The sequence below is a fragment of the Pseudomonas sp. A34-9 genome (assembly GCF_029543085.1).
Lineage (GTDB): Bacteria > Pseudomonadota > Gammaproteobacteria > Pseudomonadales > Pseudomonadaceae > Aquipseudomonas.
Genome location: NZ_CP119967.1, coordinates 6,390,349 through 6,411,233, shown reverse-complemented (window position 1 = coordinate 6,411,233; position 20,885 = coordinate 6,390,349). Strand labels below are relative to the sequence as shown.

Annotated in this window: 19 protein-coding genes; 13 read left to right on the top strand and 6 right to left on the bottom strand. The window is 58.1% G+C overall.

Annotation, left to right across the window (positions count from 1 at the left end):
• Positions 1 to 57: 57 nt before the first annotated feature.
• The gene (gene ubiA / locus P3G59_RS28880; protein WP_277759881.1) at positions 58 to 948 is read right to left on the bottom strand and encodes a 4-hydroxybenzoate octaprenyltransferase; all 891 of its coding nucleotides are present in this window, start codon (positions 946 to 948) and stop codon (positions 58 to 60) included.
• Positions 948 to 1,508: a chorismate lyase gene (locus tag P3G59_RS28875; protein WP_277759880.1), complete on the bottom strand. Its 561-nt coding sequence runs from the start codon at positions 1,506 to 1,508 to the stop codon at positions 948 to 950. Before P3G59_RS28875 ends, ubiA begins: the two co-directional genes overlap by 1 nt.
• Positions 1,509 to 1,709: 201 nt before the next feature.
• Between P3G59_RS28875 and P3G59_RS28870 the strand changes: the two genes are divergently transcribed.
• The 3 genes from P3G59_RS28870 to P3G59_RS28860 all read left to right on the top strand — a co-directional run bounded on the left by P3G59_RS28870 (position 1,710) and on the right by P3G59_RS28860 (position 3,512).
• Positions 1,710 to 1,877 (top strand): rubredoxin, encoded by a 168-nt coding sequence (locus P3G59_RS28870; RefSeq protein WP_003177199.1) that lies wholly within the window; start codon positions 1,710 to 1,712, stop codon positions 1,875 to 1,877.
• Positions 1,878 to 1,897: 20 nt separating this feature from the next.
• Positions 1,898 to 3,046: an FAD-dependent oxidoreductase gene (locus P3G59_RS28865; protein ID WP_277759879.1), complete on the top strand. Its 1,149-nt coding sequence runs from the start codon at positions 1,898 to 1,900 to the stop codon at positions 3,044 to 3,046.
• A 190-nt stretch (positions 3,047 to 3,236) separates the two neighbouring features.
• Positions 3,237 to 3,512 (top strand): HU family DNA-binding protein, encoded by a 276-nt coding sequence (locus P3G59_RS28860; protein WP_003213368.1) that lies wholly within the window; start codon positions 3,237 to 3,239, stop codon positions 3,510 to 3,512.
• A gap of 95 nt (positions 3,513 to 3,607) precedes the next feature.
• On the opposite strand, the gene P3G59_RS28855 is transcribed toward P3G59_RS28860, so the two are convergent.
• From P3G59_RS28855 to tssI, 4 genes are read right to left on the bottom strand one after another with little or no spacing between them, the layout of a single operon-like run.
• The gene (locus P3G59_RS28855; protein ID WP_277759878.1) at positions 3,608 to 3,964 is read right to left on the bottom strand and encodes a hypothetical protein; all 357 of its coding nucleotides are present in this window, start codon (positions 3,962 to 3,964) and stop codon (positions 3,608 to 3,610) included.
• Positions 3,965 to 3,977: 13 nt separating this feature from the next.
• Positions 3,978 to 4,679 (bottom strand): DUF2931 family protein, encoded by a 702-nt coding sequence (locus P3G59_RS28850; protein WP_277759877.1) that lies wholly within the window; start codon positions 4,677 to 4,679, stop codon positions 3,978 to 3,980.
• A complete protein-coding gene (locus P3G59_RS28845) occupies positions 4,666 to 5,337 on the bottom strand; it encodes a DUF2931 family protein (protein ID WP_277759876.1) in 672 nt (223 codons plus the stop codon). Before P3G59_RS28845 ends, P3G59_RS28850 begins: the two co-directional genes overlap by 14 nt.
• Entirely contained in the window at positions 5,330 to 8,677 is a 3,348-nt protein-coding gene (gene tssI, locus P3G59_RS28840; RefSeq protein WP_277759875.1) for a type VI secretion system tip protein TssI/VgrG, read from the bottom strand. Before tssI ends, P3G59_RS28845 begins: the two co-directional genes overlap by 8 nt.
• 715 nt (positions 8,678 to 9,392) lie before the next feature.
• Here tssI and tssA point away from each other — a divergent pair.
• From tssA to tssH, 10 genes are all read left to right on the top strand, one after another.
• Positions 9,393 to 10,955, top strand: coding sequence for a type VI secretion system protein TssA (gene tssA / locus P3G59_RS28835; protein ID WP_007920270.1), 1,563 nt, complete (start codon positions 9,393 to 9,395; stop codon positions 10,953 to 10,955).
• A gap of 32 nt (positions 10,956 to 10,987) precedes the next feature.
• Complete coding sequence (gene tssB / locus P3G59_RS28830; protein ID WP_003229587.1) at positions 10,988 to 11,491, top strand: type VI secretion system contractile sheath small subunit; 504 nt, start codon at positions 10,988 to 10,990, stop codon at positions 11,489 to 11,491.
• Positions 11,492 to 11,516: 25 nt separating this feature from the next.
• Positions 11,517 to 12,992 (top strand): type VI secretion system contractile sheath large subunit, encoded by a 1,476-nt coding sequence (gene tssC, locus P3G59_RS28825; RefSeq protein WP_016772499.1) that lies wholly within the window; start codon positions 11,517 to 11,519, stop codon positions 12,990 to 12,992.
• Positions 12,993 to 13,001: 9 nt separating this feature from the next.
• On the top strand, positions 13,002 to 13,409 hold the full coding sequence (gene tssE, locus P3G59_RS28820; protein ID WP_123454704.1) for a type VI secretion system baseplate subunit TssE: 408 nt from the start codon (positions 13,002 to 13,004) through the stop codon (positions 13,407 to 13,409).
• Between the two features lie 11 nt (positions 13,410 to 13,420).
• Complete coding sequence (locus tag P3G59_RS28815; RefSeq protein WP_277759874.1) at positions 13,421 to 13,945, top strand: PAAR domain-containing protein; 525 nt, start codon at positions 13,421 to 13,423, stop codon at positions 13,943 to 13,945.
• 61 nt (positions 13,946 to 14,006) lie between these two features.
• Positions 14,007 to 14,945 carry a DUF6402 family protein gene (locus P3G59_RS28810; protein WP_277759873.1) on the top strand — a complete coding sequence of 313 codons (939 nt, stop codon included), beginning with the start codon at positions 14,007 to 14,009 and terminating at the stop codon, positions 14,943 to 14,945.
• Positions 14,942 to 15,358 (top strand): hypothetical protein, encoded by a 417-nt coding sequence (locus tag P3G59_RS28805; RefSeq protein WP_277759872.1) that lies wholly within the window; start codon positions 14,942 to 14,944, stop codon positions 15,356 to 15,358. The genes P3G59_RS28810 and P3G59_RS28805 overlap by 4 nt, the downstream gene beginning before the upstream one ends.
• Positions 15,359 to 15,447: 89 nt before the next feature.
• Positions 15,448 to 17,235 carry a type VI secretion system baseplate subunit TssF gene (tssF, locus tag P3G59_RS28800; protein ID WP_277759871.1) on the top strand — a complete coding sequence of 596 codons (1,788 nt, stop codon included), beginning with the start codon at positions 15,448 to 15,450 and terminating at the stop codon, positions 17,233 to 17,235.
• Positions 17,199 to 18,206: a type VI secretion system baseplate subunit TssG gene (tssG, locus tag P3G59_RS28795; protein WP_277759870.1), complete on the top strand. Its 1,008-nt coding sequence runs from the start codon at positions 17,199 to 17,201 to the stop codon at positions 18,204 to 18,206. Before tssF ends, tssG begins: the two co-directional genes overlap by 37 nt.
• A gap of 11 nt (positions 18,207 to 18,217) precedes the next feature.
• Positions 18,218 to 20,875: a type VI secretion system ATPase TssH gene (tssH, locus tag P3G59_RS28790; RefSeq protein WP_277759869.1), complete on the top strand. Its 2,658-nt coding sequence runs from the start codon at positions 18,218 to 18,220 to the stop codon at positions 20,873 to 20,875.
• Positions 20,876 to 20,885 lie beyond the last annotated feature (10 nt).

The following is a 20,885-nucleotide window of genomic DNA, read 5'->3' as shown; positions in this document are numbered from 1 at the left end:
ATTTGGCAACTGACCCAGCGCTTTCGCGAGCAAGCTCGCTCCCACAGGTTTTGCGGATTAACGCAACGCGTAATCCAGCACGATCCCGACGAAAATCGCCAACCCGGCCCAATGGTTGTGCAAAAACGCCTTGAAGCAGCGCATGCGGTCGCGATCGCGGGTGTACCAGAACTCCCACGCATAGCACCCGGCAGCAACCAGCAAGCCGAGATGGAACCAGACGCCCAGCTCGAACTTCGACCCGGCCAGCAACAGGCAGCCCAGCGACAGCGCCTGCAAACTCAGGATGATCACCCGATCCGCCTCACCAAACAGAATCGCCGTCGACTTCACACCGATCTTCAAATCATCATCCCGGTCGGTCATCGCGTAATAGGTGTCGTACCCCACTGTCCACAGCAGGTTGGCGATCCACAGCAGCCACGCCGCCGCTGGCAGCTCGCCAGTCTCGGCCGTGAACGCCATCGGCATACCCCACGAGAACGCCGCACCCAGCACCACTTGCGGGTAATAGGTGTAGCGCTTCATGAACGGATAAGTGAACGCCAGCGCCAGCCCGCCCAGCGACAGCCAGATCGTCGGCGCATTGGTGCACAGCACCAGGAGGAAGCTCACGCCCATCAGCAGGGCGAAGAACACCAGCGCCTCTTTCGAACTGATCTTGCCGCTGGCCAGCGGTCGTTGCGCGGTGCGTTTGACGTGGCCGTCGACCTTGCGGTCGGCCCAGTCGTTGATCACGCAGCCGCCGGCGCGGGTCAGTACTACGCCGAGAACAAAAATCACCACGTTGGCCAGTGATGGCGAGCCTTTGCCGGCAATCCACAACGCCCACAGGGTCGGCCACAGCAGCAGGTAAATGCCGATCGGCTTGTCCATCCGGGTCAACTGAATGAAATCCCAGGCGCGCGGGTTCAAACGGTTCAGGGACTTGAGCAGGCTCTGATACATCAGCAGTTCTCCGGATAGGCGCGGGCGGCGCTCCACAGACTCGGCAGGAAGATTTCCGCGACCAGTACGCTCAACGCGCCACGGTCGAAACGCGAACGGCGACCCCACAGCCCAGGTGCTTTCACGGCGGGTGGCAACCATTCCTCGGGGTAATGGCAAACTTCGATGGCGCCGCGCTGGAACGCCTGATCGCAAAACAGCAGTTCGCCCAGCGAGCGGCTGCCCAGTTCATCCATGTGCAAACCGTCGCCCTGCAAAGCGGCGCGCGACGCCACGCTACGGGCAAACACCCAGGCCTCGCCGTGGCCGCGCAAATACACCTCGCGTACCCAGCCTTCGCTGCCCTCGGCCAGATCCAGCGCCGCGCATTCATCGGCACGCAGGGTGTCCCAGCCTTCGAACAACGGCGTCACGCTGAAGCCATCATTGGACAGCCGGGTCAGTCGGCGGGTGAGGGAGCCTTCGTCGAACAACCAGTCGAGGGTCAACGAATCGGGGAGGGGCGTCAGTCGGCTTTGGGTCAGCCAGAGCGGGGCCGGGCAGGCATTTGAATGTTGCACAATGAGTCATTATTGGCCGCAAATGAGGCGGCGAGCTTACCATGGCGAGCTGCGATATTGATTGATCCGGGTCGCCATTGCGCCGAACAGGCTTGCATCTGCCCGGCACCATCAGTACAAAACGCCCTGAGCCGGATGGCAGCGCAACACCCATCGACCATCCGCGCCGGCACCCAGCCTGAACCCTGAGGAAGTACCTGAATGAAAAAGTGGCAATGCATCGTCTGTGGCCTGATCTACAACGAAGCCGACGGTTGGCCGGATGACGGCATTGCGCCGGGCACCCGTTGGGAAGATGTACCGGCAGACTGGCTGTGCCCGGACTGCGGCGTCGGCAAGATGGACTTCGAAATGATCGAAATCAACTAAGCACAAACAAGGAGTAAGGCATGAGCGCACCTGTCGTCATCGTTGGCACCGGCCTTGCGGGCTATAACCTGGCCCGCGAGTTTCGCAAGCTCGACAGCGAAACCCCGCTGTTGTTGATCACGGCTGATGACGGCCGCTCTTACTCCAAGCCGATGCTCTCCACCGGTTTCGGCAAGAACAAGGACGCCGACGGCCTGAGCATGGCTGAACCCGGCGCCATGGCCGAGCAGTTGAAGGCCGAAGTGCGCACTCACACGCGCATCAGCGGCATCGACGCCGGCCACAAACGCCTGTGGATCGGCGAAGAAGCCGTTTATTACCGCGACCTGATTCTCGCCTGGGGCGCGGAAACCGTGCGCGTGCCGATCGAAGGCGATGGCAGCGATCTGGTGTTCCCGATCAATGATCTCGAAGACTATGCGCGTTTCCGCGCCGCTGCGGCGGGCAAGCGTCGGGTACTGCTGCTCGGCGCCGGCCTGATCGGCTGCGAATTTGCCAACGACCTGATCCTCGGCGGCTACGAAGTGCAACTGGTTGCACCCTGCGAACAAGTCATGCCGATGTTGCTGCACCCGGCCGCTGCGGCGGCGGTGCAGGCCGGGCTGGAAAGCCTCGGGGCGAAATTTCATCTCGGCCCGGTACTGACCCGACTGCAGAAAGTCGCCGACGGCCTCGAAGCGCATCTGTCCGACGGCCAAGTCATTCCGTGCGACGTGGTGGTCTCGGCCATTGGCCTGCGTCCTCGCATCGATCTGGCGGCGGCCGCTGGCGTACAGGTCAATCGCGGTGTCGTGGTGGATCGCCATCTGAAAACCTCCCACGCCAATATCTACGCCCTGGGCGACTGCGCCGAGGTCGACGGGCTGAATCTGCTGTACGTGATGCCCCTCATGAGTTGTGCGCGAGCGCTGGCACAAACCCTCGCCGGAAACCCTACCGCCGTGAGCTACGGACCGATGCCGATCACCGTGAAAACCCCGGTATGTCCGCTGGTGGTTTCACCGCCGCCACGGGGCAGCGAAGGCGTCTGGACGGTTGAAGGGCAGGGCGCCGACATCAAGGCCCTGTGCCACAGCGCCGACGGCCAATTGCTCGGTTACGCGCTGACCGGTGCGGCAGTCATGGAAAAACTCGCCCTGAACAAACAGCTTCCGGCCCTGCTGGCGTAAATACCGGTCGTTCTGTCGGAATCACCCCGCTTTTGCCCCTACAAAGGTCGCGGGGAGACTGGCGCCGCCGGTATCCGCGTGCCATTCTCACTCCCGTCTGCCGCAGAGTAGAGCCTGCGGCGCCTTGGGCGCTGTTCCAACGAGAACAGCACGGACATAACAACAAAAAACCGTCAAAGGGGCTTCACTAATGCGTAAACCAGAACTCGCCGCTGCAATCGCTGAAAAAGCAGATCTGACCAAAGAACAGGCCAACCGCGTACTCAACGCCGTTCTCGAAGAAATCACCGGCGCTCTGCACCGCAAGGACAGCGTCACGCTGGTCGGCTTCGGCACCTTCCTGCAACGCCACCGCGGCGCCCGCACCGGCAAAAACCCGCAAACCGGCGAGCCGGTGAAAATCAAGGCCAGCAACACCGTTGCGTTCAAGCCAGGCAAATCGTTGAAAGACAGCGTTAATCCTTAATTGCGGCGAACTCCCCGAATAGCGGGGAGAACTGCAATAAAAAATGGGCACACCGATTGCGGTCGGGTGCCCATTTTTTGTGGCTGCCAATCGGCTTATTGACGCCGGAAGCAGGCCTTGCCGTTGCCGAAATCCACGGCCAGGCAGTTCGGCTCGATCGCCAGTTGCAGATCCTGAAACAGGGCCGACAAATCGCCGTTCGACGCCGGTTTGGTTTCGCTTTTCAATGTCAAAGTGTTGTTCTCCACCAGCCAGGTGCCCTTGGCAAACCCGTCAGCACTGCCATACGCCACGCCCGCGTCAAACGTACCGTCCTTGCGCAGCAGCAACTCGGCGCCCATTTCCATTGCGCCGTTTAAATAATAATGACCGTCCAGTGGCGGGGTGTCTGCAGAGGCTTGAGTAACGGGAAGCCATATCAATGCTGCGAACAGCAGGGGTTTCAATTCCATGAGGTAATGCTCCTTACCAGCTCCCGAAGGGAATGCCGAATTTTTCGATGTAGGCTTTGGATACGTCGGATAGAGGCCGATGTTTACCGCCGGATTTACCCTCGTAAGGGCCTTTGGGATTGATTATTCCTTGAACGCGGGCAATTTCGACCGCCTTAAAGCAGGGGCCGCCCAGCCAGACCTTTGCTATGCCGCCGGGTGCCAGACCGATACCGATATCATTGCGGTAATCGGTGATCCATTTTCCATCAGCCCTGCAGAAAGCTTTTTCCGGCTTGCGCATGATTTCCCGGGCCGATTCGGAAATGGTGATGTAAGCCTCATAGGTTTGAGGTTCGGCCTGGGATTGCCATCGTACATAGATCAAACGGGGCAGGTCGGCGCCGGTGACATCCCGCCCTGCGCCACTTCCGGGGTTTTCTGGCCACCCTGCGGGCGTGCCTTTGTTATCAGCGGGAGCTCTTACCGAAGCAATCCCGGCACCGGCACGTCGGAATACTCGCTCTCGAATATCCACCACATCGGCGGTTTCAATCCAGACTTCCATATAGTCTGGTGCTCCAAAACCAAGAAACCATGGCTTTTTATCCGCTGATTGAGCATAGGCTTGCGTGCAACCCGCAAGCAGTAATCCCAACAGCAAAACTGCGACCGTTTGGGTGCGGTCTCGCGGAATGCTCGCTGTGTTAGCCGCATTGTAGTTACCACGAGCCATAGGGAATTCCGAATTTTTCGATATAGGCTTTGGACTCAGGTGAAAGAGGTAGTGCATAGCGGCCCTGACTTTTTCCTTGATCCGGGCCCTGCTTGTTGACGGTCCCTTCAACCCGGGCAATCTCAACTGCCTTCAGGCAAGTCCCTCCAAGCCAGACCTTCACTATGCCCCCCGGCGCAAGTCCAATACCCATATTGTCGCGGGATTCGGTGATCCACTCCCCACCAAACCTGCAGAAAGCTTTTTCGGACTTGCGCATGATTTCCCGGGCGGATTCCGGAATGACGATGTAAGCCTCATAGGTTTGAGATTCGGCAAGTGATTGCCATCGCACGTAGATCAGGCGTGGCAAGTCGGCGCCGGTTACATATCTGCCTTTGCCTCTGCCGGGGTTTTCTGGCCAGCCAGCGGGCTTTCCTTTGAGGCCAATGGGCGTTTGTACCGACGCAATACCAGCTCCAGCACGCCGGAACACTCGTTCCCGAACATCCAGGACATCGGCGGTTTCAATCCAGACCTCCATGTAGCTGGGTGCTCCAAAGCCAAGGAACCAGGATGTTTTTTCCGACGCTTGGGAGATATTTTGTATGCAGCCAGCCAGTACAAATCCTAAGAAAAGCCACACACCTTTGATGATGGGTCGATTGAAGTCATTCATTCAGGTGCACCACCCGTTGGTTTTTTTTAGCCGGTCGATTTATGAACACAATGCTCATATCACTGCTATTCAGATTTTTGGCCGCGTTCCAATGAGCGGAAAGATGTATATATCGGCTCCGTAGCAAAGCTCTTTCTTCAATAGTCAGTCCTTCAACGGAGGACTCACCTAAGGCGTAAGCCTGGAGTTTCTTATGTATGAGTACCAACTCTTCGGGCAGATTAAGAGCGGATGTCTCAGGGATAACTTTCAATGGCACACCGTTTCTGAGCGCAAGTTCACGCATGATGCGCAGATACACCAGCGACAGCTCACCATGAACGGGACGCTCAATGCGGGCTGCCGCGTAAACCTGCTTCTGGGGATCCGGGCTGGTTCTTCCCCTTTCTGTTGTTTGCGCAACAGGTCTTTCCCACACAGTCACCTGTAACTGGTTACCCGAACCGTCATCATCGATAACACCCTTTGCATACCATGAAAACGCTTCCTTCTCAGCTGCGATATAGGCCCCACTACGGGTCGCTTCTTTGCCTTGACTGATGGTGCTGGTGATTGGGTCGCTCAGCAGAAGTTTTTCCTTGGCTCTGGGTAAGTATCCACCGCCGAGATCGGAGTGTGAGCCGGGCAATAACAGATCAATTTCGCCCAAGCTGTTAAGCGCGAAATTCTCACGGTATTCATCACGCGCCACTAGATGCACCACCTTGTTGGCGCAACCTTCCGGCAGCCTTAATTCGATCCCGGGGTTCCTACTGTTAGCGCCGGTAAAATCCAGCAGCCATGGGTTGGCGATTGCTGCGACGGTGTCGAACAGCCCGATGAAGTTGATCTGCGTGTCGATTTTCGGACGCCAGCTAAAGCCGTTTACCAAACCTTCGATGCCATTTGGAAACGATTTGGCAAGAAGCCCCCCACTACCTTTGAACACCTCATTGGCAAAGTGCCTTGCCGCTGCAGCTCCTCGACTGAAACCAAAAATATCGAATTCGATCTGTTGAATTACTAACTGCGGATTTCGTTCCACAAGCAGGCTTATCTGCTCCTTGATAACCGCTGGGCATTGTTCGACGCGTGCTACTACTCCTGTCTCGCCTCGACCTGTTGCTTGTGAATAGAGAGAGTCGGTGCCATTGCTTTTGGTACCAATGCCTTCGATGTAAACCGCTATCGATGCGTTTTTAGTGGTATCCGGTAAAGCTTCGTACGTATGGTCGGTATACAACTCATACAATCGCACAATATTGCTCACATCATTCCCATAACTGTTATCCGGCGAGTTTCCATCCCCGTCGTAACCGTAAGCAGCGCAGTGTTTCTGTATCTCTTCGGCCGCCTCCGCGAGATTGGCATCCGGCGCGTAGCAAGCGGCGACTGTTTCGCTGTTGGCCTTATTGTTCCCTGTCCCATCGAAAAACACGCCGATACGCAAAGTTATTCCCCCCGGCGTCTCATCCTCCAGCTCGACTTCTTCCTCCTCTTCTTCGAGTTCGTCGTCTGCACGTGCGTGCACCGCTGGCGCAACGGGTAATGCGCCATCCAGTCCAGGCGGCAGCAGATGGGGGACTTCACTGTCGTGTGGCTTGCGTCCCGTTTCGATTTCCGTGCTGCTGAAAATGCCGCCCGCGTCGATCACGAGATGATGGCCGCCGGCTTTCAGCGTGATGCTGGCGCCGGCATCCAGCACCACACTGGCGCCGGCCTTGAGATGCACTTGCTGGCCGGCCTCGATGTCGAGAGACTTTCCAGCCTGGGTGTAACTGCTGCCATTGATGGTTTCGCGGCGTTCGTTGCCCACTTCCAGTTGAAGGCTGTTGCCGATTTTCTGCGCCATGTCGCGTTGCGCGCGCAGGTAAATCAGCTCCTGTCCGGCACGATCCTCGATCGACAGTTCGTTGTAGCCGCCATTGCGTGGCGAGCTTTCGCTGCGCAAGACGGTTCTGGTCTTGTGGTCGGGTAAAGAGTAGGGCGGCGCGGTAACCCTGTTGGCCACACAACCGGTGATCAGCGGTTTGTCCGGGTCGCCCTCCAAAAAGGACACCACGACTTCCATGCCGACCCGCGGAATTGTCACGGCTCCAAAATGATCACCGGCCCAACTGCTTGCCACACGTACCCAGCAACTGCTGCGCTGACTGTTGAGTTCTTTGCGATCCCAAGGAAGTTCGATCTTCACGCGACCGAATTCATCGCAGTAAATCTCTTCGTTTTCGGGGCCGGTAACCCGTGCGGTCTGAGTCACCAATGGACGGCGTGGCACCGGTAGCGGAGGCCGGAAGACCACCTCGGCGGGAATCACGCTAAAGCTATTTCGGTAACCCTGGGTGAAGCCGTCGGCGGTTTTGGCGTCGCTGGTGCCGAACTCCTCAAGCACTTGTGGTTGTCGGCCTTGATGGGCAACGCTGAGTAGAAGCCACTGGTCGTTGCACTTTTTACGCGGGTGCCCGGTTAGCTCAAACAAGTGACCGCAACGCAGATTCGTCTGATCGCTTGCACCGTCGCCCCGTTCGTAATCGCTACGGTGGCGCTCCAGTGCCTGTCGGGAAATTTGCTTGCCGCGCCTTTCGTTCTCGATCAACAGCGGATAACGATAGTCCTCCAGCATTGGCGTGAATCCGGCGGTGAAGCGGCTTTCAAGCAACTGGCTCGGGCGTTTCAGGTCGTAGTCACGACGGGTGACGGTGCTGGTGCGCGTACTGTTGCGCACACAGAATCGGCTGATCACCTGATGCTCGGCCACCATGCCGGATTTCTGCAGATATGGCATCGCAGCCAACTTTGGGAGAAACACCTGATCATCGGTGAACACCAGCAAATGGCCGTCCGCCGAATGCTGGTGATGCCAGGCGATTCCGTCTTCGGCGCACAGGCGCTGGACGAATTCAAAGTCGCTTTCCGCGTATTGAGTGCAATAGTCGCGAGGCGGGTTCGGGGAGACATGAAAGGTGAACGCATCACCTTGAATACCGTGACCTTTGAGCACCTGCGCGATGATCTGCGGCACCGTGCGCTGCTGAAAAATCCGCTGGTCATGACTGAACTGCAAATAATGCAACGCGGGCACCAGCGTCAGCTCATAGTGGGTCAGGCGTTTTCCGCTTTCACCCACCCGCACATCTTCAATGCGCCCATGAATACCTTCGTTTTTGAACCCGAATTGCAGAAATGCCGGCTGACTGAGCAGACCTTCCAGATCGATATCTGCTCGCTCGCTGACCAGCTCGACCCGGATCGCGTACAGGCAGCTGATGGCTTCAGCACCATCAAATGCGAGCACCTTGAAGTCGTGGCGAACTCCGGGAATTTGCAGGGTAAAAGGCGCACAACTGGCCGTGCTGAACATACGCTTGTCCTTAAGCAAAGTGAGTCGATGCGCGGTGTTCGATCGTCCCTGATCGCCACGCGAAAGGAATTAGCCAAGGCAAGCTAGCAACGCAGGAAATAAATTGATGTAAGAAGTGTCTCTGTCATTTGTCAGAGACTTCCGGGTTGTAAAACGTTGTATGAATTGAAGGAAAGGGCTGTAGGAGACTACTTCGGTATTTATTGGGTTAGCACGAATGTGCAGTGTTTACGGGGCTGTGAAAGTTTCACAAAAATACTTTGCCATCAAATTGATGGCACTTTTTCTGTTCGTCATTGTCCGCGCTGAATTATTGAAAGAGGCCGATGCATTTTCGGAAGTGTCCTACTTCTATTTTTTTCAAGAGTTGTCATGCTTGCCGCCCTGGAATGGGACGGGCGTCCGGCAGGATGTCGCCTCTCCGCGTCGAAGCGCTCTAGCTCAGGGCTTTGACAGGGGAGAGAGAAATGCGGCGAATATAAATGACTATCAGGGATTCCCTTGCAACATATAGGGCGATCTCCTACAGATCTCAATGAACACTTCGTCTTGTTGTTTAATCAGATGCTTGCTAGTGGCCATCATAGTGATTACGATGCGCCCACTTGAAAGAGCACATCTCAATTGGATGAGTCGCTGCACCGCTCTTCGATACTGTCCCGCGCCACGGTTACTCCAATAGGCGCCTGACTGTAATCCTTAATAAAGGCCATGGATGTCCTACTCAAGCAAACTTTCCGCCCATTACCTCGAACTCGCAAAAGTCTCTGTTTCCAAAGAGAATTTCGCGGGCGAAGACGTTCGTTTTTCGAGCGAATTCGAGGCGCTGGAAAGCGAGCTGGCCAAAGCTTCGTCGATGCACGAAAGCGGGCAGATCGACTGGCTGAAAATTCGCGAAAACAGCGAAAATCTGCTGCGTACCCAATCCAAGGATTTGCGTGTCGGCGCCTGGCTGACCTGGTCGCTGTACCAGCGCGAATCCTTCCCCGGCCTGCTGGCCGGTCTCGGTCTGCTGCACCATCTGTCGGAAAACAACTGGGCCGACGTTCACCCGCTCAAACCCCGCACCCGTGCCGCCGCTATCGGCTGGCTGGTGCCGCGTCTCGAGCAGGTCATCACCGAAAACATTGCGATCAAAGAGCAGTTGCCGATGTTCCGGCAGCTCTCCGAGCACCTGTCCGGTCTCGAAGCGGCATGCGCTGAGCACCTGGGCGATGATTCGCCGCTGCTGCTGCCGATCTCTCGCCGCCTGAAAACCATGATCCAGCGCGCCGCCGACAATCAGCCGGCCCCTGGTGTGGTCGGTGCGGCGGTGGCGCAGGTCAAGCAGGCCGCGAGCCAGTTGCTCACCCCCGGCGCACCGATCGACAACGAACGAGATGCGCACAAAGCCCTGCGCGCGCAACAGGAAAGCGCCCGGCCGTTGTGTGCCTGGTGGCTCAAGCAGAAGGCCACCGACCTGCGCGCCCTGCGCCTGAACCGCACGCTGCTGTGGATGACCATCGACGCGGTGCCTGAGCGCAACGCCGAGCAGATCACCGTGTTGCGCGGCCTGCCACTGGAAAAACTCAAGCTCTACCAGGACCGTTTCGATCAGGGCAAATACGCCGACCTGCTGGTGGAACTGGAGGCGAGCCTGGCGAAGGCGCCGTTCTGGTTCGATGGCCAGAGGATGGTCTGGGAATGTCTCCAGAACCTCAACGCCGAGTTGGCAATGCGCGAAGTGGAAATCCACTTCGCGCTTTTGGTTCAACGGCTGCCCGGCATCGTCGAGTTGCGTTTCCATGACGGCGCGCCGTTTGCCGATCCGTCCACCCGGGCGTGGATCGCCGCCAACGTCATGCCGCACCTGCAAAGCGCCAGTGCGCCGCGCAAGGTCGAAAGCGAAAACGTCGAAACCCAGCCGGCCTGGGAAAAGGCCCTTGAAGAAGTCCTGCCGCTGCTGCGCAAGGAAGGCTTGAAGCCTGCCGTGCAGACGCTCAAGCAAGGTTTGCAATCGGCCCACGGTGGCCGCGAGCGCTTCTTCTGGCAGTTCGCCCTCGCGCGCCTGTGCTTCATGGCCAAGAAATACGAACTGGCCAAGAACCAGCTGGAAACCCTCGATCAGACATTACAGGACTCAGGCCTGCACGCCTGGGAGCCCGATCTTGCATTGGAAGTGCTGCACCTGCTGCACAGTTGCTGCGAGTTGTTGCCGCAGAACCATGCCGTACGTGAACGCAAGGAAGAGATTTATCGCAGGCTGTGCCACCTCGACCTCGAAGTGGTACTCGAATAGGCCCCAGGGCCACAACCGCAAGGAGAAAAGCCATGGCCAAAGAAGGCTCGGTAGCCCCCAAGGAACGCATCAACGTCACCTTCAAACCCGCCACCGGCGGTGCTCAGGAAGAGATTGAACTGCCGCTGAAGCTGCTGGCAATCGGTGACTACACCCACCGCAAGGACGATCGCAAAATCGAAGATCGCAAGCCGATCAGCATCGACAAGATGACCTTCGACGAAGTGTTGGCCAAGCAAGAACTGGGTCTGACGCTGAGCGTGCCGAACCGTCTGCAGGAAGATGGCGAGGCCGACGAGCTGGCTGTGCAACTGCGCGTCAATTCGATGAAGGACTTCAACCCGGCCAGCCTGGTCGAGCAAGTGCCTGAGCTGAAAAAACTGATGGAACTGCGCGATGCGCTGGTGGCCCTCAAAGGCCCGCTGGGTAACGCACCTGCGTTCCGTAAAGCGATCGAAGGCGTGCTCGCCGACGACGAATCCCGCGGTCGCGTACTCGGTGAGCTGGGCCTGAACGCCGCAGCCCCGGACGCCTGAGACTCCAGCCAAGGAAGCCAACACAATGAGCACTAGCGCAGCACAAGAGAAGAGCGCCGCCAGCGGCGAGTACAGCATTCTCGACAGCATCATCGCCGAAACCCGTCTGACTCCGGACGACGAAGCCTACGACATCGCCAAGCGTGGCGTGTCGGCGTTCATCGAAGAACTGCTCAAGCCGCAGAACAACGGTGAGCCGGTCAAGAAGGCCATGGTTGACCGCATGATCGCCGAGATCGATGCCAAGCTCAGCCGTCAGATGGATGAGATCCTGCACCACCCGGACTTCCAGGCCCTGGAATCGTCGTGGCGTGGTCTGCAGTTGCTGGTCGACCGCACCAACTTCCGCGAAAACATCAAGATCGAAATCCTCAACGTCTCCAAAGAAGACCTGCTGGACGATTTCGAAGACTCGCCGGAAGTCATGCAGTCGGGCCTGTACAAGCACATCTACACCGCTGAATACGGCCAGTTCGGTGGTCAGCCTGTGGGCGCGATCATCGCTAACTACTACATGTCGCCAAGCTCGCCAGACGTCAAGCTGATGCAGTACGTCGCCAGCGTTTCGTGCATGTCCCACGCGCCGTTCATCGCTGCTGCCGGTCCGAAGTTCTTCGGCCTGGAAAGCTTCACCGGCCTGCCGGATCTGAAAGATCTGAAAGACCACTTCGAAGGCCCGCAATTCGCCAAATGGCAGAGCTTCCGTACTTCGGAAGACTCCCGTTATGTTGGCCTGACCGTGCCGCGTTTCCTGCTGCGTAACCCGTACGATCCGGAAGAAAACCCGGTCAAATCGTTCGTGTACAAGGAAACCGTTGCCAATAGCCACGAGCACTACCTGTGGGGCAACACCGCTTACGCGTTCGGCACCAAGCTGACTGACAGCTTCGCCAAATTCCGCTGGTGCCCGAACATCATCGGCCCACAGAGCGGTGGCGCAGTTGAAGACCTGCCGCTGCACCATTTCGAAAGCATGGGCGAAATCGAAACCAAGATCCCTACTGAGGTTCTGGTCAGCGACCGTCGTGAATACGAACTGGCCGAGGAAGGCTTCATCTCCCTGACCATGCGTAAAGGCTCTGACAACGCGGCGTTCTTCTCCGCAAGCTCGGTGCAGAAGCCGAAGTTCTTCGGCATCAGCGCAGAAGGCAAGGCTGCAGAGCTGAACTACAAGCTCGGCACCCAACTGCCGTACATGATGATCGTCAACCGCCTGGCTCACTACTTGAAAGTGCTGCAGCGCGAGCAACTCGGTTCGTGGAAAGAGCGTACCGACCTCGAGCTGGAACTGAACAAGTGGATCCGTCAGTACGTCGCCGACCAGGAAAACCCGAGCGCCGAAGTCCGTGGCCGTCGTCCGCTGCGCGCTGCGCAAGTGATCGTCAGCGACGTTGAAGGCGAGCCGGGCTGGTACCGCGTGAGCTTGAACGTGCGTCCGCACTTCAAGTACATGGGTGCCGATTTCACCCTGTCGCTGGTTGGCAAGCTGGACAAAGAGTAAGAGCGACTCATGGACGGATACGGCAGCCTGTTCGAACGCCTCAACGGCGACGCGCAACTACGCAAGGGCAACAGCCTTGAGGCTTGTGCCATGGCGTCAGTGGCTGCCCATCTGGCCAAAATGCTCAGCACCCGGGCCGGCAGCGTGCAAACGCTGTCCGACTACGGGTTGCCCGATCTCAATGACATGCGCCTGAGCCTGCACGACTCCCTGAGTCAGGCCCGTCTGGCCATCGAAAACTTCATCGAAGCCTACGAGCCGCGCCTGAGCAACGTGCGTGTCATTTCCCTGCCGCGTGACCACGACCAACTGCGCCTGGCCTTCAGTATCGAAGGCCTGCTGGAAGTTGAAGGGTTCAAGCGTCAGGTCAGTTTTTCCGCGCGCCTGGATGGCAGCGGTCAAGTGAAGGTCACCTAAGGAGATCCCCGATGTCTGGCAAACCAGCAGCACGCGTATCCGACCCCACTGCTTGCCCGCTCCCCGGCCACGGCACCAACCCGATCGCCGCCGGTTCCGGCGACGTGTTCTTCGACGGCCTCGCGGCCGCCCGCCAAGGCGATGCCTCGGCGTGTGGTGGTGCGATGGTTGGCGATCTGGCAACCACGGTGTTGATCAATGGAAAACCGGCCGCCACGGTCGGTTCGGTTGGATCTCATGGAAATAAAGTAACGGCTGGATCGGGGACGGTGATTATCGGCAATTCGCATTCGCCGGTGCCGTTTGTGCCGCCTTTGCCGGTGGAGATCAAGTGGCCTTTCGACGAGCACTTCACGATCAATTGCCAAGACACCGGCAAGCCAGTGGCGGGTGTGGCCTACACATTGAAAACCGCCTCAGGAAAGATCATCAACGGCATTACCAGTGCTGATGGAAAAACTCAGAAAATTTCTTCCGCTCAGGCTGAGGCGGTGGAGTTGGTGATTGAACAACAAACCGAAGTGATGATTGGCTAAGTATTGGATTGTTTTTTAAATGTAAGCTTCTGTTTCTGGGCTTTAAAGTAAGGACGTTGAAATGGCAGACACGGTAGTAGCATCCAGCCTTACCCCGGCGAGTAACAAAGCCGGGCAGTCTACTGTTGTGCGCCTTTTTAAAGTTAGCGATATCCCTGCTGCCATGGACAAAATGAAGTGGCCGGTCGCCGCCGCATTGATGCGTCACTGGTTTAATGGCGTCCCTTGGCAGAACGCCAGTGGCGGAATGGAAAAAGAAGAGAAAGACCGTGTCAGGCCGGTGCCCGATCAGTACATTGAAGAAAATATAGTCAAGATGGATTGGGTGCTTAAGTTCAAGAAGCCTGAAGAGACGCGGAAAGTTCTAAAGGCGGCGTGGAATAATGAGAAAGCCATGCCTGAAATCAGCACGAAAATACTCCGGGCTTTTGGCAAGTCGGCGCCGGGTTGTTATCCAGTCCAGTTTAACGGCAAAGGGCGTGCGGCCGAGAAGTTCGGTTATTTCAACTCCCGTGCAGTTAACTTCAGTCAGTTCGGTGGCGGTGAGCTTGATGAGCTGCGCGGAGCCTTGGCGAATTTCAATATGCGGGTTATTGCAGAAGGCGTTGTCAACGTCTTTGACAAGAAAGTCGTGTTTGTCGCTGATCGCCTGGGCTACTACGTCGAAGATAACTACGACTTTAACGACGGTGACGATCTCATCAGTCAACCGCTCGGATACTGGAATTTTGATGGGGTTGCCGGGGTGATGGACGCTAACGCGCAAAACATGGCAATCGATCAGGAAACTGCAGGCATCGTGCAGTCATCCATATTCGGAATGAGCGAATCAGCGGAAAAGCGCTTTGTCGAAGCTGCGAACAAACGATATTTCTTTATTCAGAACAAACATTTCGTTGAGTACAGAAAGCTCTACTCCAAGGGTGGGGATTTCAAGCTGTACTCTGATATTTTTTATGAAAGCATTAGTCCTGTGACTATCGAGTTGGTGAAAAAATGATGCGCACCAAAAAGATAGCTTTTTTCCTGGTTTTCTCGGTGGTTGTAATCGCTGTTTTTGCTGTGTCTGTAAACAGTATTATTAATCGTCAGGCCAGCAGTTCTGTAATGAGCGAGTCAGGGAACTACTTGATTGAAAACGTGTCCGTGAGAGGTTTGCTGGTGCCTTTTGATGATTTGGCATACTTGAGGATTACTGACAAAAGAGACTCCAATGCAGTATTTCGATCGCCTCTGTATTCGCGAAGTACTGTGGATATGACTTCTCACGAAGATGATGTAGTTGTAGGTATCGTCTGGATTGATTTTTACAAGCGCGATCAGCACTTTGGTATCAGAGTTCCGGAATGGAAAAACCATTGGCTCAATAGCTTTATCAGTAACACCCCCTATGAAATTGCTGGAGGGGATTAGTTGGGTGTCAAGTCGCCGGCATGAACAGCGTTATCCGTCCGATCTCCAGGATGTGTTTTTGATGAGTTCCACTACCAGGCAGGTAACCCGTGTCCTTTAACCACTACTACCAAAGCGAACTCACCGCACTGCGCCAACTCGGTCGCCGTTTCGCCGAGCGTAGTCCGGCGCTGGCACCGTATCTGGGCCAGGCCGGGCGGGATCCGGATGTGGAGCGGTTGCTCGAAGGTTTTGCGTTCCTGACCGGGCGTCTGCGCCAGAAGCTCGATGACGAGTTGCCGGAACTCAGCCATTCGCTGATGCAATTGCTCTGGCCGAACTACATGCGCCCGCTGCCGGCGTTCAGCATTTTGCAGTTCGATCCGCTCAAGCGTTCCGGGCCGGCGTTGCGCGTCGAGCGCGATACGCCGATTGAAAGCAAGCCGATCGAAGACGTGCGTTGCCGCTTCCGCACTTGCTACCCGACCGAAGTGTTGCCGCTGGATCTGGCCGCGCTGAATTACTCGGTGAAGGGCGACGGCTCGCTCCTCAGCCTGCGCCTGGAAATGAGCGCCGACGGCCACCTTGGCGAGCTGGAACTGAGCAAGCTGCGTCTGCACTTTGCCGGTGAGCGCTACATCAGCCAGATGCTCTACCTGAGCCTGCTGCGCAACCTCGAAGGCATCGAACTGATCCCGCTCGACGGTGCCGGCAAGCCGATCGATGGCGTCAGCGGCAAGCCGATGGCCTTCAAGATTCCCGGTGATCGGGTCAAACCGGTGGGCTTTGCCGAAGAAGAAGCGTTGATCCCGTATCCGCTGAATACCTTCCGTGGCTATCGCTACCTGCAGGAATACTTCGCCTTTCAGGACAAATTCCTGTTCGTCGACGTCAACGGTCTGGACATCATCAACGCGCTGCCGGAAGACACGCTCAAGCAGATGCGCGGCCTGGAATTGCGCTTCGACATTCGCAAGAGCGGCATCATGCGCATGCGTCCGACTCTGGATAACGTGAAGCTGTTCTGCACGCCGATTGCCAACCTGTTCGCGCACGACGCACTGCCGATTCGCCTTGATGGCAAGCAGGACGAATACCTGTTGCTGCCGGCGGAATACGATCTGGAAAACTGCGGTGTGTTCTCGGTGGAAACCGTGACCGGCTGGAAGCCCGGCGGTCTCGGTTATCAGGAGTACGTGCCGTTCGAATCCTTCGAGCACGACCCGAGTTTCGACGTGCCCAACAGCCGTCCGCATTACAGCATTCGCCAGCGTTCGTCCTTGCTGCACGACGGCCTCGACACCTACCTGAGCTTCGGCATCCGCCACACCGAAGCCCACGAAACCCTGTCGATCGAGCTGATGTGCACCAACCAGAACCTGCCGCGCAAGCTCAAGCTCGGCGACATCTGCATGGCCTGCGAAGAGACGCCGGAGTTCCTCAGTTTCCGCAACATCACCCCGGCGACTTCCAGCTTCGCGCCACCGCTGAACCGTGACTTCCTGTGGAAGCTGATCAGCAACATGTCGCTTAACTATCTGTCGCTGGCCGACGTCAATGCGTTGAAGGTGATTCTCGAAACCTACGACCTGCCGCGTTACTACGACCAGCACGCGGAGAAGGTCAGCAAACGACTGCTCGGCGGCCTCAAGCACATCAAGCATCACCACGTTGACCGTTTGCACCGTGGGTTACCGGTGCGCGGTCTGCGCACCGAACTGACCATCGACCCGGAAGGGTATATCGGCGAAGGCGACCTGTTCGTTTTCGCTTCGGTTCTTAACGAGTTTTTCGCGCTTTACGCCAGTCTCAATTCATTCCATGAGCTGCGCGTAAAAAGCACACAGGGAGAGGTGTACCAATGGACACCACGTATGGGTCTGCAACCCCTGCTTTAAGCGGGTTGACCCGGGTAATACGCGAATACTCGCTGTTTCAGGCCGTGCTGCTGGTGATCGACCGGCTGCGCGATGCGCACCCGCACCTGAGCGAAGACGATTTGTACGACCATGTGGAGTTTCAGGCCAACCCGAGCCTGGGCTTTCCGCGCAGCGACGTCGATCGCGTCGAGTTTTTCGAAGAACACGGGCAGATGCGCGCGCGCATGCGTTTCAACCTGATCGGCCTGGTCGGTTCCGGTTCGCCGCTGCCGGCGTTCTACGGCGAACAGGCCCTGGGTGACAGCGAAGACGGCAACCCGACGCGCAATTTTCTCGACCTGTTCCACCATCGCCTGCAACGGTTGATGCTGCCGATCTGGCGCAAGTATCGCTATCGCGCAAGCTTCCAGAGTGGCGCGATCGACCCGTTCTCCTCGCAACTGTTCGCGCTGATCGGTCTGGGCGGCGAAGAGATCCGCAAGGCCAAGGAACTCAACTGGAAACGCCTGCTGCCGTACCTCGGTTTGCTCAGCTTGCGGGCGCACTCGGCGGCGCTGATCGAAGCCGTGCTGCGTTACTACTTCAAGCACGAAGACCTGGTCATCGAGCAGTGCATCGAGCGCCGCGTGGAAATTCTCGAGGAGCAGCGCAATCGTTTGGGTCGTGCCAACAGCCTGCTCGGTGAAGACCTCGTGCTCGGCGAACAGGTGCGCGACCGCAGCGGCAAATTCCGCATTCACATCACTGAACTCGACTGGCAGCGATTCCATGAATTCCTGCCGATCGGTTTCGGTTACCAGCCGCTCTGCGCGCTGGTGCGGTTCACCCTGCGTGACCCGCTCGATTACGACATCCGCCTGGTTTTGCGCCAGGAAGAAATCCGCGAACTGCGCATCGGTGAGCAGAACGCCTGTCGCCTCGGTTGGACCAGTTGGCTGGGCCGCGAAAAAGCGGACGGCGTGGTGACCCTGGGCAGCAAAATTCATTAAGGACGTGAGCCATGATCAACGTAGACCTGCAACAACTCATCCAGGCGCTGGACGCCGAAACCCGTCGTGATCTGGAACGTTCCGCCGAGCGTTGTGTGGCCCGTGGTGGCAGCAAGATCCTCGTCGAAGACTTGATGCTCGGCCTGCTGGAGCGTCCGAACGGTTTGCTGTCGCGCGCGCTGCAGGATGCAGACGTCGACGCCGGTGAACTCAGCGCCGCGCTGCAATCGCGCGTCGAACACAGCGCTTCGCGCAACCCGGTATTCGCCCCGGAGCTGGTGCAGTGGCTGCAAGACGCGCTGCTGGTGGCCAACCTCGAACTGGGCCAGACCCAGGTTGAAGATGCCGCGTTGATCCTCGCCCTGCTGCGCAATCCGATGCGCTACGCCGGCAGCCGTTATCAGCCGCTGCTCGCCAAGCTGAACATTGATCGCCTGAAGGAATTTGCCCTGTCGCAAAAAGAGCAACCGGCGGCCAATGGCAAACCCGCCGCGCAGGGCGAATCGCTGTTGCAGCGCTTCACCCACAACCTGACCCAACAGGCCCGCGACGGCAAACTCGACCCGGTGCTGTGCCGTGACGGCGCGATCCGCCAGATGGTCGACATCCTCGCCCGTCGCCGCAAGAACAACCCGATCGTCGTCGGTGAGGCCGGTGTCGGCAAGACCGCCATCGTCGAAGGCCTGGCCTCGCGCATCGCTGCCGGTGAAGTGCCGCAAGTGCTCAAAGGCGTTGAATTGCTGTCGCTGGACATGGGCCTGCTGCAGGCCGGTGCCAGCGTCAAAGGTGAGTTCGAACGTCGCCTCAAGGGCGTGATCGACGAAGTCAAAGCCTCGCCGAAACCGATCATTCTGTTCATCGACGAAGCCCACACCCTGATCGGCGCGGGCGGCAATGCCGGCGGCTCCGACGCGGCCAACCTGCTGAAACCGGCGCTGGCCCGTGGTGAATTGCGCACCATCGCTGCAACCACGTGGGCCGAGTACAAGAAATATTTCGAGAAAGACCCGGCGCTGGCCCGTCGTTTCCAGCCAGTGCAACTGCACGAACCGACCGTCAGCGAAGCGGTGACCATCCTCCGTGGTCTGGCTCAGGTGTACGAGAAGAGCCACGGCATCTACCTGCGTGATGACGCGGTGGTCTCGGCGGCGGAATTGTCCGCACGTTATCTGGCCGGTCGGCAACTGCCGGACAAAGCCGTCGACGTCCTCGACACTGCTTGCGCCCGCGTGCGCATCAGCCTCGCTGCAGCCCCGGAAAGCCTTGAGCGCCTGCGTGGCGAACTGGCTGAAGGTGGCCGTCAGCGTCAGGCCCTGCGTCGCGATGCCGAGGCCGGTCTGCTGATCGACCACGAAGCGCTGGATGCACTGGAAGCGCGTCTGGACGAAGCCGAAAGCGAAATGGTCGCGCTGGAAACCCTGTGGACTGAACAGAAAGCATTGGCCGAGCGCCTGCTGGAACTGCGTCAGCAACTGGCCAAGGCCCGCGAAGCCGCAGCCGTCGAGGCTGTGGTCACCGTTGAAGAAGACGCCGAAGGCACCGTGATCGAAACCGTTGCCGCCGAAGTCGAAGAAGGCCAGAGCGTCGAAGCTCTGGAAGCCCAACTCAACGAAACCCACAGCGCCCTGACCGCGGCCCAGGTCAAAGAGCGTCTGGTCAGCTTCGAAGTGTGCCCGCGTCTGGTCGCCGAAGTGATCAGCGCCTGGACCGGCGTGCCACTGGCGCAACTGGCCCGCGAACACAACGCCAAAGTCGCCAGTTTCGCCACCGACCTGCGCACGCGCATCCGTGGTCAGGAACAAGCCGTGCACGCACTGGATCGCTCGATGCGCGCCACCGCTGCCGGCCTGAACAAACCTGACGCACCGGTCGGCGTGTTCCTGCTGGTCGGCCCGAGCGGCGTCGGTAAAACCGAAACCGCGCTGGCGCTCGCTGATTTGCTGTACGGCGGTGATCGTTTCATCACCACCATCAACATGTCCGAATTCCAGGAGAAGCACACCGTTTCCCGCCTGATCGGTGCGCCACCGGGCTACGTCGGTTACGGCGAGGGCGGCATGCTCACCGAAGCCGTGCGCCAGAAGCCGTACTCGGTAGTGCTGCTCGATGAAGTCGAAAAGGCTGACCCGGACGTGCTTAACCTGTTTTACCAAATCTTCGACAAAGGCGTGGCCAACGACGGCGAAGGTCGCGAGATCGACTTCCGCAATACGTTGATCCTGATGACCTCGAACCTGGGCAGCGACAAGATCAGCGACCTCTGCGAGAACGGCGCACGCCCGACTGCCGAAGTCCTCGAAGAAACCATTCGCCCGGTGCTCAGCAAACACTTCAAACCGGCGCTGCTGGCGCGGATGAAAGTGGTGCCTTACTACCCGGTCGGCGGCCCGGTATTGCGCGAGCTGATCGAGATCAAACTCGGTCGTCTCGGCGAGCGCCTCCACCGTCGTCAGCTGGATTTCAGCTGGTGCCAGAACCTTGTCGATCACCTGTCCGAGCGTTGCACGCAAAGCGACAGCGGCGCGCGCCTGATCGACCATCTGCTCGATCAGCACGTGCTGCCGCTGGTGGCGGATCGTTTGCTCGATGCCATGGCCACCGGTGAAAGCCTCAAGCGTGTGCATGCCACGCTCGACGGTGAAGCCAGCGTGACGTGCGAGTTCGCCTGAGGTGGGCGTG

What these genes read in the sequence shown, in the direction of transcription:
- tssB (WP_003229587.1), top strand. Translation starts at nt 10,988, where the DNA reads ATGGCCAAAGAAGGCTCGGTAGCCCCCAAGGAACGCATCAACGTCACC.
- tssC (WP_016772499.1), top strand. Translation starts at nt 11,517, where the DNA reads ATGAGCACTAGCGCAGCACAAGAGAAGAGCGCCGCCAGCGGCGAGTAC.
- tssE (WP_123454704.1), top strand. Translation starts at nt 13,002, where the DNA reads ATGGACGGATACGGCAGCCTGTTCGAACGCCTCAACGGCGACGCGCAA.
- P3G59_RS28870 (WP_003177199.1), top strand. Translation starts at nt 1,710, where the DNA reads ATGAAAAAGTGGCAATGCATCGTCTGTGGCCTGATCTACAACGAAGCC.
- P3G59_RS28815 (WP_277759874.1), top strand. Translation starts at nt 13,421, where the DNA reads ATGTCTGGCAAACCAGCAGCACGCGTATCCGACCCCACTGCTTGCCCG.
- P3G59_RS28805 (WP_277759872.1), top strand. Translation starts at nt 14,942, where the DNA reads ATGATGCGCACCAAAAAGATAGCTTTTTTCCTGGTTTTCTCGGTGGTT.
- tssI (WP_277759875.1), bottom strand. Translation starts at nt 8,677, where the DNA reads ATGTTCAGCACGGCCAGTTGTGCGCCTTTTACCCTGCAAATTCCCGGA.
- ubiA (WP_277759881.1), bottom strand. Translation starts at nt 948, where the DNA reads ATGTATCAGAGCCTGCTCAAGTCCCTGAACCGTTTGAACCCGCGCGCC.
- P3G59_RS28810 (WP_277759873.1), top strand. Translation starts at nt 14,007, where the DNA reads ATGGCAGACACGGTAGTAGCATCCAGCCTTACCCCGGCGAGTAACAAA.
- P3G59_RS28855 (WP_277759878.1), bottom strand. Translation starts at nt 3,964, where the DNA reads ATGGAATTGAAACCCCTGCTGTTCGCAGCATTGATATGGCTTCCCGTT.
- P3G59_RS28865 (WP_277759879.1), top strand. Translation starts at nt 1,898, where the DNA reads ATGAGCGCACCTGTCGTCATCGTTGGCACCGGCCTTGCGGGCTATAAC.
- P3G59_RS28845 (WP_277759876.1), bottom strand. Translation starts at nt 5,337, where the DNA reads ATGAATGACTTCAATCGACCCATCATCAAAGGTGTGTGGCTTTTCTTA.
- tssH (WP_277759869.1), top strand. Translation starts at nt 18,218, where the DNA reads ATGATCAACGTAGACCTGCAACAACTCATCCAGGCGCTGGACGCCGAA.
- tssG (WP_277759870.1), top strand. Translation starts at nt 17,199, where the DNA reads ATGGACACCACGTATGGGTCTGCAACCCCTGCTTTAAGCGGGTTGACC.
- P3G59_RS28850 (WP_277759877.1), bottom strand. Translation starts at nt 4,679, where the DNA reads ATGGCTCGTGGTAACTACAATGCGGCTAACACAGCGAGCATTCCGCGA.
- P3G59_RS28860 (WP_003213368.1), top strand. Translation starts at nt 3,237, where the DNA reads ATGCGTAAACCAGAACTCGCCGCTGCAATCGCTGAAAAAGCAGATCTG.
- tssA (WP_007920270.1), top strand. Translation starts at nt 9,393, where the DNA reads ATGTCCTACTCAAGCAAACTTTCCGCCCATTACCTCGAACTCGCAAAA.